Here is a 14,845-nt window from a genome sequence, read left to right as displayed (position 1 = left end):
ACCACCCTGGCGAACGCCGGGGTCCAGTTGGGAAGGCGGTCATGGCAGCGCGATCCGGTCGTAAAGATCCTCCCATTCGGGATTGAACCCCTCGACCTCCTGCAGCTTCCAGTTCCGCCTCCAATTCTTCATCTGCAGCTCACGCTGCCGTGCATATTCCCAGCTCTCATGCGCCTCGTACCAGACGAGCAGATGACAACCGTAGCGCTTCGTAAAGCCTTCGACGACGCCATTGCGGTGCTCCCAGATGCGTCGCACCAAATCGACCGTCGAACCAATATAGAGCGTCCCGTTGCGAGCGCTCGCCATGATGTAGACATAGGCGGCACCGTACATCGCTGGGGACGTCCCAACTGGACCCCGGCGTTCGCCGGGGTGGCAAAAGCTCCCTTAGTTCAACGTCTCGTCAATGCCCTTGCAGGCGACGAGCAATTCCTTGACCGCGTCGACAGAGACCTGAAGGTTCGCCTTAGCCTCGTCCGACAGCTTGACCTCGACGATCTTCTCGACGCCACCCGCGCCGATCACGACAGGCACGCCGACATAGAGATCGTCGATGCCATATTCACCCGACAGGTGCGCCGCGGCCGGCAGGATGCGCTTCTGGTCGTACAGATAGGCTTCCGCCATCGCGATGCCGCTGGTGGCGGGCGCGTAATAGGCCGAGCCGGTCTTGAGCAGGGCGACGATCTCGCCGCCGCCGCCGCGCGTGCGCTTGACGATTTCGTCGACCTTCTCCTTCGTGGAGAAACCCATCTCAACAAGATCGCTGACCGGGATGCCGCTGACCGTCGAATATTCGAGCACCGGCACCATCGTGTCGCCGTGGCCGCCGAGCACGAAGGTGTTCACGTCCTTCACCGACACGCCGAACTCCTCGGCGAGGAAGTGGCTGAAGCGCGCCGAATCAAGCACGCCGGCCATGCCGACGACCTTGTTCGCCGGCAGGCCGGAGAATTCGCGCAGCGCCCAGACCATCGCGTCGAGCGGGTTGGTGATGCAGATCACGAACGCGTCCGGCGCATTCGCCTTGATGCCCTCACCCACCGCCTTCATGACCTTGAGGTTGATCCCCAGCAGGTCGTCGCGGCTCATGCCGGGCTTGCGCGCGACGCCGGCCGTGACGATGATCACGTCCGCGCCGGCGATGTCGGCATAATCGTTCGAGCCCTTGATGCTCGCGTCGAAACCCTCGACCGGACCGCACTGCGAAAGGTCGAGCGCCTTGCCCTGCGGCACGCCCTCGACGACGTCGAACAGGACGATGTCGCCCAGCCCCTTCAGGGCGGCGAGGTGCGCGAGCGTGCCGCCGATGTTGCCGGCGCCGATCAGCGCGATCTTCTTGCGAGCCATCCAATCCTTCTCCGTGATGAGGGCATGAATTGGTCACGCCGCATAGGCCTATTGGGGCAATGGCACAACCGCATAACGGCGGATCGTTAAGATAATTGATGATAATTATTCGCAGTAGCGTTAGGCTGTGCCGAGCCGCGCTTTCCGAGGTGTGACTGCCGTCGTCGCGCCGGGTCGCAGGCGCATGAAAGGCCGTTCGACCAGCCTGACGATCAGCGCGGCGCCGGCCAGAACGACGGCGTAGCGCCAGGCCGTGACGGCGGGCGCGGCGGCGAAGGGCGCGGTCGCGTCCGCCAGCCGGCCGAGGCTGACGTGCCAGACATAGGCGGAATAGGATATCCCGCCCAGCCAGGTGAGCAGCCGGAGCGCCCCCGCACGGCGCGGCAGCGGCACGCGGCGCAGGGCGACGATCACCAGCGCGGCCGCCATCCACGCGACGGTCAGACCGCATCCATACCGGATGCGGGGATCGTCGATCGCGGCGAGCCCCGCAAAGGCGGCCGCCGCGATGGCGAGGCATCCGCTGCGACGCGCCTGCAGCCAGACGAGGACCCGCGAGCCGTTACGTTCGCCCCAGGCGACCAGCATCCCCGCGGCGAGCGCGTCGATGCGATAGGGCGTCTGCCACTGAACGGCTACCGGCGCAGCGCCCGCCGCCAGCGCGCCCAACCGTAGCAGGAGGCAGCCGCCGAGCGGCACAAACAAGGCGATCGCCAGTCCGCCGGGTCCGCCGCGCCGCCACAACCAGGGAGTCAGCAACGCGACGGCCAGATAGAAGTGCTCCTCGACCGCCAGCGACCAGAGATGGTTCGGGACGCCGGTCGCGAAATTCTGCAGGTGGACGACGACGGGCAGCACCATCGTCCAGGCCGGCGTTCCGCCGGCGAGAAGCAATATCGCGAGATACAGATAGAGCACCGGCCAGAGCCGCAGCACGCGGCGCGCGAAGAACCGGCGGCGCGAGAAGCCGGCGGGCGATGCGAGCTGGTCGAACACCAGCCCCCCGACGAGGAAACCGCTCAACACGAAGAACAGGTCGACGCCCACCCACCCGACATCGATGATCGGCCGAAGCAATCGGTCCAGCGTCGCCGAGCCGGTCGCGACGCGCAGGTGGAAGAGCAGCACCCACAGGATCGCGATGCCACGGATCACGTCGAGCATGCTGTCGCGGCGCGGGAACATGGTCACGCGGATAGCGCGCGGGCGTTAACATTTCGGGGCGACGCGGTGGCACCCAGGGGCCGGAGGCCGCGACCGCCGGCTAAGCCGCCTCGGCCGCCACGCCATGACCCTCGGCGAGATAGGCCTCGGAGCGCATCTCTTCCAACCGGCTGACCGTGCGCTGGAACTCGAAGCGCCCATCTCCTTCGGGGTAGAGCGCGTCCGGCTCCGCGTCTGCGGCGGCGAGCAGCTTCACCTTGTGCTCATAGAGCGCGTCGATCAGCTGGACGAACCGCGCGGCCTCGTTGCGGTTCTCCGGGCCGAGTTCGGAGATGCCGACCAGGATGACCGTGTGATAGCGGCGCGCGACGGCGAGATAATCCGCCGCGCCCCGCGCCTCGCCGCACAATTTCTTGAACGAGAAGACCGCGACGCCCTTCAGTGTCTTGGGCACGTGCAACACGCGGCCCTGGACCGCGATATCCTCCGACGGGATCGGCTCGGTGACCTCATGGTCGGTGAGACGGAAGAAGGCGGCCGACAGCTCCGCGGTCGCCTTGGGCCCATTCGGCACCAGCCACGTATCCTGTTGGCCGAGGCGGTCGCGGCGATAATCGATCGGTCCGTTGAGTGCGACGACGTTGAGATGGGTTTCGATCAGGGCGATGAACGGCAGGAAATGCTCGCGATTGAGGCCGTTCTTGTAGAGATCGGCGGGTGCGCGGTTGGACGTGGTGACGATCGTCACCCCGGCCGCGATCAGCGCGGTGAACAGCCGGGACAAGATCATCGCGTCCGGACTGTTCGTCACCATCATCTCGTCGAACGCAAGCAGCCTGGTTTCGGCGGAAAGCGCCGCCGCGACCGGCGCGATGGGGTCGCCGGCTTCCTTGCGCCGCTCGATCGCGATGCGGCCATGCACCTCCAGCATGAACTCGGCAAAATGGACCCGCCGTTTCGCCGCAACGTCGACGTGCGCGAAGAACAGGTCCATCAGCATCGACTTCCCGCGTCCGACGTCGCCCCACATGTACACCCCGCGCGGCGCGGTCCGGCGTCCGGTCAGCCGGGCGAAGATGCCGCCGCGGCGAGGCTGCTCCAGCGTCGCGGCGAGCGCGTCGAGACATTCGGCCGCCTCGCGTTGTTCGGCATCGGGGCGCAATTCGCCCGCGGCGATGAGCGCGTCATAGGCGGCAAGGACTCTGGTCAAGCGAACACTCGAGGGTCAGGCAGCGGACGGCGGCGTCGACTTGCGCAGCGTGGCGGAAAAGCTCGCGATCGTTGGCGTTTCGTCCTGCGCGATCAGCCCACGCAGGAACAAGAGGCGCCCGGTCTCCCGCAGCAACTCGACCCGCGCCTCGACGGGACGGTCGAGCGCGGCCCCTCCGATGAATTGTGTCGCAAGGTCGAGCGTCACCGCACCGCCGGCCTGCAACACGCCGAGCCCTCGCGCGGCGGCGAACAGCGCGCAGTCGATGAAGCCGAGCAGGGCACCGCCATGCATCTGGTCGCGCAGATTGCTGTGCTGGCGCCGGGGCGTCATGCGGACAAGCGCCATGCCGTCGTCGACGCGCACATGGATCGCGCCGAAGACGGCATTGAAACGACTCTCGTCCCCGAGTTTCCAACGCTTCCAGCCGGGCAGCGCGGGATCGTCACCATAGGAAAAGAGCGCGTCCGACCCGTCGCTCACGCCGCCGTGCGCCTTCCCCCGCGCAGGCAAGGGGCCGGCATCGCGACGTTGCTGCAGGCAAGCACAGCGTTACCGGCCGAGATCCGGCCTTCGCCCAACGGGAGACCGACCGTAATCAGAGGATGCGCTCGGCTTCCATCTTCTTGATCTCCGCGATCGCCTTCGCCGGGTTGAGACCCTTCGGGCAGGTGTTCGCGCAGTTCATGATGGTGTGGCAACGATACAGCCGGAACGGATCCTCGAGCGTGTCGAGCCGCTCTCCCGTCATCTCGTCGCGGCTATCTGCCAGCCAGCGATAGGCCTGGAGCAGGATCGCCGGACCCAGGAACTTGTCGGCATTCCACCAATAGCTCGGGCACGACGTGGAGCAGCAGGCGCACAGGATGCACTCGTACAGGCCGTCCAGCTTGGCGCGGTCCTCCGGCGACTGCAGCCGCTCCTTGCCGGAGGGCGGCGGGCTGACCGTCTGCATCCACGGCTTGATCGAGCTGTACTGCGCATAGAAATGCGTGAAGTCGGGTACCAGGTCCTTGATCACGTCCATCGAGGGAAGCGGCGTGATCTTCACCTCCCCCTTGATGTCCTCGATCGCGGTGGTGCACGCCAGACCGTTACGCCCGTCGATGTTCATCGAGCAGGATCCGCAGATGCCCTCACGGCACGACCGACGGAAGGTGAGCGAGGAATCCTGCTCGCCCTTCATCTTGATCAGCGCGTCGAGCACCATCGGACCGCAGGTGTCCAGATCGATCTCGAACGTGTCGTAACGCGGGTTCTCGCCGGTATCGGGATCGTAGCGATAGACCTTGAAGCTTTTGACCCGCTTCGCGTCCGCTTTCGCTTTATGGACCTTGCCCTTGGCGCGAACCTTGCTGTTCTTGGGCAGGGTGAAGTCGGCCATTGCCGCAGCGCTCCTTCGAAATGCTGCAGTTGCGGCTATGCCTTTCGTCGCCCGCGCGCAACCCCCTTGCATGTCGATCGGGCCGGAACCCGCACCCCACCTGAGGCGCTTGAGCGGACCAACGTCCTGGACCGTCCGCATGCGCCTATCGCTCAAGCCGATCGAAGAACAGGTGATGGTGATCACCGGCGCAAGCTCCGGTATCGGCCTTGCCACCGCGCAAGCCGCCGCGCGCGCCGGCGCGCGCGTGTTGCTGGTCGCGCGCGAGGAGAACGATCTCCGTCCGATCGTCGCACGGATCACGACGGAGGGCGGCACCGCCGACGCCTATGCCGCGGATGTCGGCGATGCCGACGCCTTGCGGGCAGCCGCGGCGCATGCCGCCCAGCGATTCGGCAGGATCGACACCTGGATCAATTGCGCGGGCGTCGCAATCTACGGCACCCTGCGCGACACACCGGACGACGAGCATACGCAGCTGTTCCGCACCAACTATTTCGGGACCGTCCATGGTTGTCTCGCCGCCATCCCGCATTTGCAGGGCGGCGGCGCGCTGATCACCGTCGGCTCGATCGCGGGCGACATGCCCAGCCCGCTGATGGGCGCCTATGCTGCTTCGAAACATGCGGTCCATGCCTATGTCGATACGCTGCGCATGGAAGTTGCCGACGCGGGCCTGCCGATATCGGTGACACTGGTGAAGCCGTCGGGAATCGATACGCCGATCGCCCAGCACGCCGCGAACCATGCGGGCGGCGAAGCGCAGGTGCCGCCGCCGGTCTACGATCCCGAACTCGTGGCAAAGACGATCCTTGCCTGCGCCGTCCGCCCCCGGCGCGCCATCACCGTAGGCGGCGTGGGCCGCGCCGAAACGCTGTTCGCCGCACACTTCCCCGGCCTCTTCGGCAAGATCGCGCCAAAGGCCGCGGCCGCCGGCTTCGTCGATCCCGACAAACCACAGCCGCAACCGAGCAACCTGTTCGGCAGCGTCCGTACAGGGCACGTCCGATCGGGGGAGCATCATGCGCGCGCGGTGAGCCTCTATACCGCGGCGGCACGCCGTCCCGCCGCGATCACCGCGGTCGGGCTCGGCATCGCCGCGAGCGTCGGCGCGTTGATCGCCATACGGCGCCGCGCCTGACCATAGAAAGAAGGAATGACCATGGCCGAATCGCAGATCACGATCGACCCGACTACTCCGTTCGACAACGTCGACAACCGCCAGATCGAGTTCAGCGGGGAGGCAAGCGGCGAAACGTATGATTTCGCCCTGCAATATGACGTTCTGGAAGCACTGGCCGGTACAATCCCGACCGACCCCGTTCCGCTATTCCAGCGCCACGGCGATGAGATCGCCGCCGCCGCGACCCGGGCATTGGCCCGCGATCCCAATCAGGGACGGGTCGTTATCAGCGAGAACGACCTTGGCTGAGATCGACTGGAGGATGAGCGCGAGACTCGCCAACGTCGCGCGCGGCGACTGCGACCTGCCGGAAGTGACCAGCCTGGAAGGTGCCGCGCGGACGTGGCTGGCGCTCGACACCGCGTCGCAGGATGCAGCGGTGCTGACGCCCGAGCGGGCCGTCCCGCTCGACAGCGGAACGGTGGTCGAACTGAAGGGTCAGGCGATCCGGTCTCTGGCCGAGCAACTGCCCGACCTTCCCTGATACGCTTTCGTCGCGCCCCCCCGCGGTGCGCCGGGGGGGCGCGACGCGATCAATAGACGCGCTTCTTCGGCTTGATGTACTCGACCTCGTCCGTGAGCGTGTAATCGTGAACAGGGCGATAGTCGATCTCGGTGGTACCGCCCTTGCCGCCCCAGCCGTCAAACGTCGTGATCGTGTGCTTCATCCAGTTCGCGTCATCGCGGTCGGGATGATCCTCGTTCACATGGGCGCCACGCGACTCCTTGCGGTTCGCGGCCGATTCCATCGTCACCACCGCCTGCGCGATGAGGTTGTCGAGCTCCAGCGTCTCGACCAAGTCGGTGTTCCAGATAAGGCTGCGATCCTGGATACCGACGTCAGCGACCTTATCGTAGATGCCGTGGATCAGCGTCTGTCCCTCGCTCAGCAGCGCATTGTCGCGGAACACCGCGCAATGCTTCTGCATCGTGCGCTGCATTTCCAGCCGGATCTCCGCGGTCGGCGTGCCGCCGGAGGCGTGGCGGAACGTGTCGAGACGCGACAGCGCCAGTTCCTCGGACCCCTTGGGCAGCGGATTGTGGCTGGTGTTCGGCTTGGTGATGTCGGCGATCCGCTTGCCGGTCGCGCGGCCGAACACGACGAGATCGATCAGCGAGTTCGATCCCAGACGGTTCGCGCCATGGACCGACACGCACGCCGCTTCGCCCACCGCGAACAGGCCGGGCACGACCGTGTCCGGATTGCCGTCCTTGAGCTGGACGACCTCGCCGTGGAAGTTCGTCGGGATGCCGCCCATGTTGTAATGGACCGTCGGCGTGACGGGCAGCGGCTGACGCGTAAGGTCGACGCCCGCGAAGATCTTGCCCGTCTCGGTGATGCCCGGCAACCGCTCGTGCAGCACCTTGGGATCGATGTGATCGAGGTGGAGGAAGATGTGGTCCTTGTGCGGGCCGACGCCGCGGCCTTCGCGCATCTCCATCGCCATCGAGCGCGACACGACGTCGCGCGACGCCAGGTCCTTTGCCGAGGGGGCGTAGCGCTCCATGAAGCGCTCACCCTCGGAATTGGTCAGATAGCCGCCCTCGCCGCGCGCGCCCTCGGTGATCAGCACGCCCGCGCCGTAGATGCCGGTCGGATGGAACTGGACGAACTCCATGTCCTGCAGCGGCAGGCCGGCGCGCAGCACCATGCCGCCGCCGTCGCCGGTGCAGGTATGCGCCGACGTCGCCGAGAAATAGCAGCGGCCATAGCCACCCGTCGCCAACACCGTGTTATGGCTGCGGAAGCGATGGATACTGCCGTCTTCCATGCACAGCGCGATCACGCCGCGGCACGCGCCATTCTCCATGATCAGGTCGAGCGCGAAATATTCGACGTAGAAATCCGCGTCGTAGCGTAGCGACTGCTGATACAGGGTATGCAGCATGGCATGGCCGGTACGGTCCGCCGCGGCGCAGGTGCGCTGCGCCGGCGGGCCCTCGCCCATGTTCTGCATCATGCCGCCGAACGGGCGCTGGTAGATGCGCCCCTCGTCCGTGCGGCTGAACGGCATGCCGGCATGCTCCAGCTCGTAGACCGCGGCCGGCGCCTCGCGCACCATATATTCGATCGCGTCCTGGTCGCCGAGCCAGTCGGACCCCTTGACGGTATCGTACATGTGCCAGGTCCAGTGATCCGGCCCCATGTTGCCCAGCGATGCCGCGATGCCGCCCTGCGCCGCCACCGTATGGCTACGCGTCGGGAACACCTTGGTGATGCAGGCGGTCTTCAGACCGTTCTGCGCGCATTCCATGACGGCGCGCAGGCCCGATCCGCCCGCGCCGACGACCACGGCGTCGTACGTGTGGTCGATGATCTTGTACGCATCAGCCATTATGCGGCAGCTCCGAAAGCGACCTTGAGAATCGCGAAGATGGCGACGGCGGCGGTGCCCACCGTGAAGAAGTTGAGCGCGAGCAGGGCGGCGACGCGACGCTCGTCATGCTCATAGTCCTCGATGACGACCTGCAGGCCCAGACGGAAATGCCAGAAGACCGAGGCGACCAGCAGGATCATCGGCACCGCGACCCAAGCGGACGACAGCCACATCCGCATGCTGGCGTAGTCGAACGCCGGCTGGCGCGCCATCGAGATGACGAACCACAGCATCAGGAACAGGTTGGACCCCGCGGTGACCCGTTGACGCCACCAGTGATGCGCGCCCTCCTTGGCGCTGCCAAGGCCGCGGACGCGGCCGATGCTGGTGCCCGAACCCATCACTTGATCCCCTGATAGAGCCAGAACAACACGGTCAGCAGCACGCCGCCGACCAGCACCGCCAGGCTGAACATCTTGTTGCGCTTCAGCTCGAACGCGGCGCCCGCATCCATCACCAGGTGGCGGATGCCGTTGAGCATGTGCGTGAAGAAGGCCCAGCTCAGACCGACGCCGACGATCCAGCCGACGACGTTGAGATGGCCTGCCGACGTGGTGAACGCGTCGAGGAACGTCGCATAAGCGTCCGCGCCGGCGGCGAGCGCGCCCAGCCACCAGACCAGCATGACCGTGCCGAGCGTCGCCATCACCGTGCCCGTGGCGCGGTGCAGGATGGAGACCAGCATGTGCGGCCCCCAGGCATAATGGAGCTTCATGAAGCCGGCGAAGAGATGCGGGCTCTTCGGGCGGGCCGGTGTACGGGATGCCATAAACGGTCCTCGGGTAACGATTGCCCTTGCCTATTAGGCAGCAAAGCGCGGGATGCAAGCCGCTCGAAGGCGCCGCGGCGGGTGAAGGCATGCGGCGCGAAGGCTCTGAACAGGCCCGTGCGGCGAGGCCATCTTTTCGAAAAGCCTCTAACCGAGCCTTAACCAATCGGCGGTAGCGGTGCGGATCATCGCCCATTTTTCTCTGGCCTTCCGGAGTTCGCCTTGCCCGACATCGCCCTTCCCCAGCCCACGACGATCTCAGCGAGCATCGATCTCTCCAGCCGCATCAAGGCGTTCGACGGCGGCGAGAACACGCTGGTGTCGCACGCGGCCGAATTGTGGTCGATCATCGAGCCGGATGCGGCGGAGGTCGTCGAGGCGTATTGGGACCATTGGCGCCGGCAAAACCCCGGCGCGCCCGAATGGTCGATCCATGAAAAGGAACGCCGGGTCGCGATCGGCATCACCTATCTGCGCAACCGGTTCTGCAACCTGAACGGCCGGGAATGGGTCGAGTCGCTCGAGCGCGCGGTCGCGTCCGCCTATGCCGCAGGCGTGTCGACGATGGAGGTGCTGGCCATGTCCTGCGCTTCCGATCGCGCGGCGCTCAAGGCGTTGATGAACCGCATGTCGCCGGAGGATCCGCGCCGACCGATGCTCGTCGACGTGCTGATGCGCATGTTCGGCATGGAGACGGAACTGACGGTGGAGCTGTTCGCGGGGTTCAACGCCTATAGCGAGCGCCAGGCCCGCGACCGGCTGGCGATCGAGTTCCGCGAGGGCATCGCGAGCGCGGTGGAGACCGCGACGATCGAAGGGCAGTCGCTGCGCGCCCAGGCGGAGCGCAGTTCCGGTTCGGCACGCGGCATGCTCGGCAAGGCGAGCGAAGTCGCCGCGGCGGCGGAGCAATCCGCGGTCGCAATGCGCGAGGCCGCCCAGACCGCGGCCGGCCTGATCCGGGCCATCGAGGATGCGCGCACCGAGGTCGAGGCCGCCGCGGAGATCGCCCAGCGCGCGAGCGTGCAGGCGACGAATGCCGTCGGCATGTCCGAGGCGCTGTCCGATCACGCCAAGTCGATCGAATCGATCCTCGGCCTGATCCGCGACATCGCGGGCCAGACCAACCTGCTCGCGCTCAACGCGACGATCGAGGCGGCCCGGGCCGGCGACGCCGGCCGCGGCTTTGCGGTCGTCGCGCAGGAGGTGAAGAGCCTCGCCAACCAGACGGCCCGCGCAACGGACGACATCGCCGCGAAGATCGCGTCGATCCAGGCCGCGACCCGCTCGACGGTGGACACCAACGCGTCGATCAAGACCACGGTCACCGAGGTGCAGGAATCCGCCGATCGCATCCGCTATGCGATGGAGGCCCAGGCGCAGACCGTCACGGCGATCACCGCCGCGGTCGACGAGACCGCGCTGGCCGCCGATTCGATGTCGACGACGATCGCGGCGATCCGCGAGGACACCGAAACCGTCGCCACCGAGATCGACGGCGTCGGCCGCGGGTTCGACCGCCTCGACGGACGACTCGCGAGCCTGAAGACGAGCGCCGGCGATTTCGTCGCGAAGGTGGCCGCCTAGGCCCTTTTCACGGACCGCCCGCGCACGGGAGGGACGTCCGGTTCGGTTGCCCTGTCCATGCCCCGCCCGTAAGGCGGGGTCATGACCATCCTTCTCACCGGATCGAGCCGCGGCATCGGCGCTGCGATCCATAGCGCCCTTGCCGGCACCGGCGCCGCCGTCATCGGGCACGGCACGCGCAGCGGCATCGCCGCCGATTTCGCCGACCCCGCCGCACCACGCGCCCTCTGGGACGCAGCGCTCGACCAGGCGGGCGGCACGATCGACGTCCTCGTGAACAACGCCGGCGTCTTCGAGGCGAACGCGCTGTCGCGCGCGCATGACGATTGGGTCGCCGACTGGGAGCGGACGCTGCGCATCAACCTGACCGCCGCGGCCGAACTCTGCCGGCTGGCGGTGCGGCACTGGCAGGAGCGCGGCACCGGCGGCCGGATCGTCAACGTCGCGAGCCGCGCCGCCTATCGCGGCGACAGCCCGGCGCACTGGCATTATGCCGCCGCGAAGGCGGGCATGGTCGCGATGACCAAGACGATCGCGCGGGGCTATGCGAGCGAAGGCATACTCGCCTTCGCCATCTGCCCCGGGTTCACGATGACCGGCATGGCGGAAGACTATCTGGCCAGCCGCGGCGGCGACAGGCTGCTCGCCGACATTCCGCTAGGTCGCGTCGCGTCGCCGGACGAGGTGGCCAGCGTCGCGCGCTATTGCGCGCTGGAAGCGCCCGCATCGATGACCGGCGCGGTGATCGACGTCAACGGAGCGAGCTATGTCCGCTGATCCCACCAGCTGGAAGATCACCCTGCCCTGTACCCGTGCGGAGGCGGAGGCGATCGACGCGGCGTCGGACCTGGCGATCGACGCGGTGCTGATGACCACCGAGGAAGTCGAGGACGACGTCGAGCGCTGGCGCCTGGACGCCTATACCGACCACGAACCCGATGCCGCGACGATCGCGGCGATCCACGCGCTGGTGCCGAGCGCGAGCGGCCGGGAACCGGTCGTCGAGGCGCTGTCGGACGAGGATTGGGTCGCGTTGAGCCAGCAGGGGCTGGAGCCGATCCGCGAGGGGCGCTTCATCGTCCATACCAGCGCGCACCCCGTCGAGGTCGCCACTGCCGCCGGCGAGCGTGCCTTCCTGATCGATGCCGGACAGGCGTTCGGCACCGGTCATCACGGCACGACCAGCGGCTGCCTCGCGATGCTCGATGGTCTGGCCCTGGCTGGACGCTCCTACGACCGGATCATCGACCTGGGCACGGGTACCGGGCTCCTCGCCTTCGCCGCGCGCCATCTGTGGCCCGACGCCGCCGTGACGGGCACCGACATCGACCCGATCGCGATCGACGTCACGCGCGAGAACATGGCGCTCAACCGCGTCGAGGCGGTGCGCCTGATCGTCGCCGACGGCACGCGCGATCCCGCCATCGCGGCGGCAGGGCCCTATGACCTCGTCATCGCCAACATTCTTGCCGGCCCGCTGATCGCAATGGCGCCGGAGGTTGCGGGCATCGCCGCGCCGGGCGCGACGATCGTGCTCGCTGGACTGCTTTCGAACCAGGCGCAGAAGGTCGTGGACGCCTATGTCGCTCAGGGTGCGCGGGAACAGGCGCGCGACGTGCGCGGCGACTGGACCATCCTGCATCTTCAGGCCGCGGCGACCCGTGTCGCCCCCAGCGACACCGATTCCAGCCGTCGCGGCGACTGGGCGACCGACGGACGCTGAACGCCGGGTACACGCCGATAGGCGGAGGCGGGACAGGCCAGCGCCCGCCCCGTCACTGCGAGAGCCCACTCCACGTACGTGAAGGCCGGCGCCCCCCCCCGATCCAGCCTCGCTGGATCGCAAGCTATTCCCCGTTGCCGGCGGGCGCGTCCTCGGCGGGCGGCGCATCGGCCGGCGGCGCATCGCGCTGGGCGCGCGCCGTCATCCCGGTGGCGGAGGCATCGTCCAGCATCTGCTGGTCGACGCTGCGCGCGGGCGGCGGTGGCGGGGCATCGTCGATCGCGGCGGCATTCGCGGCCGGCACCGGCTCCGCCATGTTGGCGGCGGCAGGCATCGTGTCGGCGGGCGCGACCTCGGTAACGCTCGCATCGTTCTGCACGGTTTCGGCGGCTGGTTCCTCCGACGGTGAGCGCGAACAGCCCGACAGTGCGGGCAGAGCCATCACGACAGCGCCAAGCACCAGCGCGCGCGTGCGATACGTCTTCATCATCGTCGTTCCCCGTCGGCGGATCATTGCTGGTTGGCGGCACGCTCGGCGGAGCGCGCCTCGATCTTGCTCGCGAGCTGCGCGTCCCAGCCATAGGGATCCTCGCGAAAGCCCACCTGCCCGTCCGAACCGGCAAATGCCGTCCAATAGAGCAGATAGACCGCCACAGGCTCCGCCATCGTGGCGCGCACCGTCTTGCCGGACGCCAGCACGGCATCCACGGCTTCGGGCTGCCACTGCGGCGTCGTCTTCAGCATCAGCGCGGCCAGATCGGCGGGCTTTTCCAGGCGGACGCAGCCGTGGCTCGCCAGCCGGTCGAACTTGGAGAAGCCCGACTGGGCGGGGGTATCGTGCAGATAGACGGCGAAATCGTTCGGAAAATCGAACTTGAAACGGCCGAGCGCGCTCTTCTCCGACGCCTGCTGCAGCCGCTTCTCGCCATTGCCCGCGTCGATCACGCGAAAGCCGTTGCGCCTCAGATAACCCGGATTGGCACGCTCCTTGGGCCAAAGTTCCTTGGTTGCGATCGAGCTCGGCACGTTCCACGGCGGGTTGAGGACGATGCTGTTGATCTGCGACACCAGCATCGGCGTCTCGTTGCCGGGCCGCCCCGTCACCGCCTTCATCGACATGACCGGCTCGTCGCCGTCGAATACCGTCAGCACCGCCGCCGCGATATTCACCTGTACGCGCTTCGCGGCGAGCTGCTGCGGCAGCCACCGCCAGCGTTCCAGGTTCGCCATGATCTGGCGCACACGCTGCGCGACCGGCACGTTGAACGCGGCGATGGTCTGTGCGCCCACGGTGCCGACCGGATTGAGGCCGTAGCGCCGCTGCGCGCGACGAACGCCGGCAAGCAACCCCTCGTCGAACGTCGCCCCCGTCGCCGCGACCGCCGGATCTTCCATGGCCAGTCGCCGGCGCAACTGCGCGACGAGCGGCCCGCTCGATCCGAACGGGATCGACGCATTGGCGGGTAAGCTACCCCAGCCGCCGGCGGCGGCGATGTCGCGATACCGCGCCAGCCCCTTCACCAGCGTGTCATAGCCGGCATAGGGCGGCGGCAGCGATGCCGCCCACGCCGCCAGCCGGTCCTGCCGCACCGCTTCGGCGAAGCCCGGCAGCGGGTCGTACGGCTGCGGCCTGATGCCCCAGTCCTTGCCGAAGTCGACGGTATCCAGCCGCCCGGCATGCACCGCATGGGCGTAATCCAGCGCGGTGCGGACCAGGGCCGCGGGGGCGAGCGCGGACAGATCTCGCGCGGGGCCCTGCCGCAGGCCTTGCGCCACTTCCCCTTTCGCGACGAGCCCGGCGAGCTGGCGGGCCTGTTCCGGCGTCAGCGTCGGCAGCGGCGCGACGGCTGGCGTGACGGTCTGCACCACCGCCGGCGGCGTCACCGCGGGCGCTGTGCGCGCGGTATCGGGCTGCGTCGCCGGTGCGACCTGCGCGGCAAGCGGGGCGGTAACAAGCCCGCCGATCGCCAGCGACGCGAGCAGCCGCGCGGCAGGACGGCCGGAAACGGGGAAGTACGAAACGGTCATATCGGTATGAAGGCCCTCTTGCGCTGGCAGATGACGAATGCCCCCTTTCGCATCCCTAGCCTACGCCAC

The 14,845-nt window shown here is 67.5% G+C and carries 17 protein-coding genes; 6 read left to right on the top strand and 11 right to left on the bottom strand.

What is annotated here, in order from left to right; all coding sequences use genetic code 11:
* Positions 1-39: 39 nt before the first annotated feature.
* The 6 genes from RF701_RS15905 to RF701_RS15880 form a co-directional block, all read right to left on the bottom strand.
* Positions 40-336 (bottom strand): GIY-YIG nuclease family protein, encoded by a 297-nt coding sequence (locus RF701_RS15905; RefSeq protein WP_210356724.1) that lies wholly within the window; start codon positions 334-336, stop codon positions 40-42.
* A 54-nt stretch (positions 337-390) separates the two neighbouring features.
* Entirely contained in the window at positions 391-1,353 is a 963-nt protein-coding gene (gene mdh, locus RF701_RS15900) for a malate dehydrogenase (RefSeq protein ID WP_308815521.1), read from the bottom strand.
* A gap of 120 nt (positions 1,354-1,473) precedes the next feature.
* The gene (locus RF701_RS15895) at positions 1,474-2,538 is read right to left on the bottom strand and encodes an acyltransferase (RefSeq protein WP_308815691.1); all 1,065 of its coding nucleotides are present in this window, start codon (positions 2,536-2,538) and stop codon (positions 1,474-1,476) included.
* Positions 2,539-2,617: 79 nt separating this feature from the next.
* Positions 2,618-3,727, bottom strand: coding sequence for a cell division protein ZapE (gene zapE, locus RF701_RS15890; protein WP_308815520.1), 1,110 nt, complete (start codon positions 3,725-3,727; stop codon positions 2,618-2,620).
* A 15-nt stretch (positions 3,728-3,742) separates the two neighbouring features.
* Positions 3,743-4,210, bottom strand: a complete 468-nt coding sequence (locus RF701_RS15885; RefSeq protein WP_210356728.1) for a PaaI family thioesterase — start codon at positions 4,208-4,210, stop codon at positions 3,743-3,745.
* Between the two features lie 115 nt (positions 4,211-4,325).
* Positions 4,326-5,111: a succinate dehydrogenase iron-sulfur subunit gene (locus tag RF701_RS15880; RefSeq protein WP_203310660.1), complete on the bottom strand. Its 786-nt coding sequence runs from the start codon at positions 5,109-5,111 to the stop codon at positions 4,326-4,328.
* Between the two features lie 139 nt (positions 5,112-5,250).
* Between RF701_RS15880 and RF701_RS15875 the strand changes: the two genes are divergently transcribed.
* Genes RF701_RS15875 through RF701_RS15865 form a run of 3 tightly spaced genes read left to right on the top strand, consistent with a single transcriptional unit; the run spans position 5,251 to position 6,778 of the window.
* A complete protein-coding gene (locus tag RF701_RS15875; protein WP_308815519.1) occupies positions 5,251-6,252 on the top strand; it encodes an SDR family oxidoreductase in 1,002 nt (333 codons plus the stop codon).
* 21 nt (positions 6,253-6,273) lie between these two features.
* The gene (locus tag RF701_RS15870; RefSeq protein WP_308815518.1) at positions 6,274-6,543 is read left to right on the top strand and encodes a hypothetical protein; all 270 of its coding nucleotides are present in this window, start codon (positions 6,274-6,276) and stop codon (positions 6,541-6,543) included.
* Positions 6,544-6,556: 13 nt separating this feature from the next.
* Positions 6,557-6,778: a hypothetical protein gene (locus tag RF701_RS15865; protein WP_210356730.1), complete on the top strand. Its 222-nt coding sequence runs from the start codon at positions 6,557-6,559 to the stop codon at positions 6,776-6,778.
* 49 nt (positions 6,779-6,827) lie between these two features.
* On the opposite strand, the gene sdhA is transcribed toward RF701_RS15865, so the two are convergent.
* From sdhA to sdhC, 3 genes are read right to left on the bottom strand one after another with little or no spacing between them, the layout of a single operon-like run.
* Positions 6,828-8,630 (bottom strand): succinate dehydrogenase flavoprotein subunit, encoded by a 1,803-nt coding sequence (sdhA, locus tag RF701_RS15860; protein WP_210356731.1) that lies wholly within the window; start codon positions 8,628-8,630, stop codon positions 6,828-6,830.
* Positions 8,630-9,013 carry a succinate dehydrogenase, hydrophobic membrane anchor protein gene (gene sdhD / locus RF701_RS15855; RefSeq protein WP_210356732.1) on the bottom strand — a complete coding sequence of 128 codons (384 nt, stop codon included), beginning with the start codon at positions 9,011-9,013 and terminating at the stop codon, positions 8,630-8,632. Before sdhD ends, sdhA begins: the two co-directional genes overlap by 1 nt.
* On the bottom strand, positions 9,013-9,441 hold the full coding sequence (sdhC, locus tag RF701_RS15850) for a succinate dehydrogenase, cytochrome b556 subunit (protein ID WP_308815517.1): 429 nt from the start codon (positions 9,439-9,441) through the stop codon (positions 9,013-9,015). Before sdhC ends, sdhD begins: the two co-directional genes overlap by 1 nt.
* 222 nt (positions 9,442-9,663) lie before the next feature.
* Here sdhC and RF701_RS15845 point away from each other — a divergent pair, with 222 nt between their 5' ends.
* The 3 genes from RF701_RS15845 (at position 9,664) to RF701_RS15835 (ending at position 12,748) form a co-directional block, all read left to right on the top strand.
* Positions 9,664-11,025, top strand: a complete 1,362-nt coding sequence (locus RF701_RS15845; RefSeq protein WP_210356733.1) for a methyl-accepting chemotaxis protein — start codon at positions 9,664-9,666, stop codon at positions 11,023-11,025.
* A gap of 81 nt (positions 11,026-11,106) precedes the next feature.
* Entirely contained in the window at positions 11,107-11,802 is a 696-nt protein-coding gene (locus RF701_RS15840) for an SDR family NAD(P)-dependent oxidoreductase (RefSeq protein WP_210356734.1), read from the top strand.
* Positions 11,792-12,748, top strand: a complete 957-nt coding sequence (locus RF701_RS15835; RefSeq protein WP_210356735.1) for a 50S ribosomal protein L11 methyltransferase — start codon at positions 11,792-11,794, stop codon at positions 12,746-12,748. The genes RF701_RS15840 and RF701_RS15835 overlap by 11 nt, the downstream gene beginning before the upstream one ends.
* 124 nt (positions 12,749-12,872) lie before the next feature.
* Here the strand turns inward: RF701_RS15835 and RF701_RS15830 are convergent, their stop codons facing one another.
* Positions 12,873-13,238: a hypothetical protein gene (locus RF701_RS15830; protein WP_246847953.1), complete on the bottom strand. Its 366-nt coding sequence runs from the start codon at positions 13,236-13,238 to the stop codon at positions 12,873-12,875.
* Positions 13,239-13,258: 20 nt separating this feature from the next.
* Positions 13,259-14,776: a L,D-transpeptidase family protein gene (locus tag RF701_RS15825; RefSeq protein WP_308815516.1), complete on the bottom strand. Its 1,518-nt coding sequence runs from the start codon at positions 14,774-14,776 to the stop codon at positions 13,259-13,261.
* Between the last annotated feature and the right edge of the window lie 69 nt (positions 14,777-14,845).

The sequence above is a fragment of the Sphingomonas sp. GV3 genome (assembly GCF_031082075.1).
Classification (GTDB): Bacteria; Pseudomonadota; Alphaproteobacteria; order Sphingomonadales; family Sphingomonadaceae; genus Sphingomonas; species Sphingomonas beigongshangi.
The sequence above is the reverse complement of the archived record's forward strand: the minus strand, read 5'-3'. Positions and strand labels throughout refer to the sequence as shown.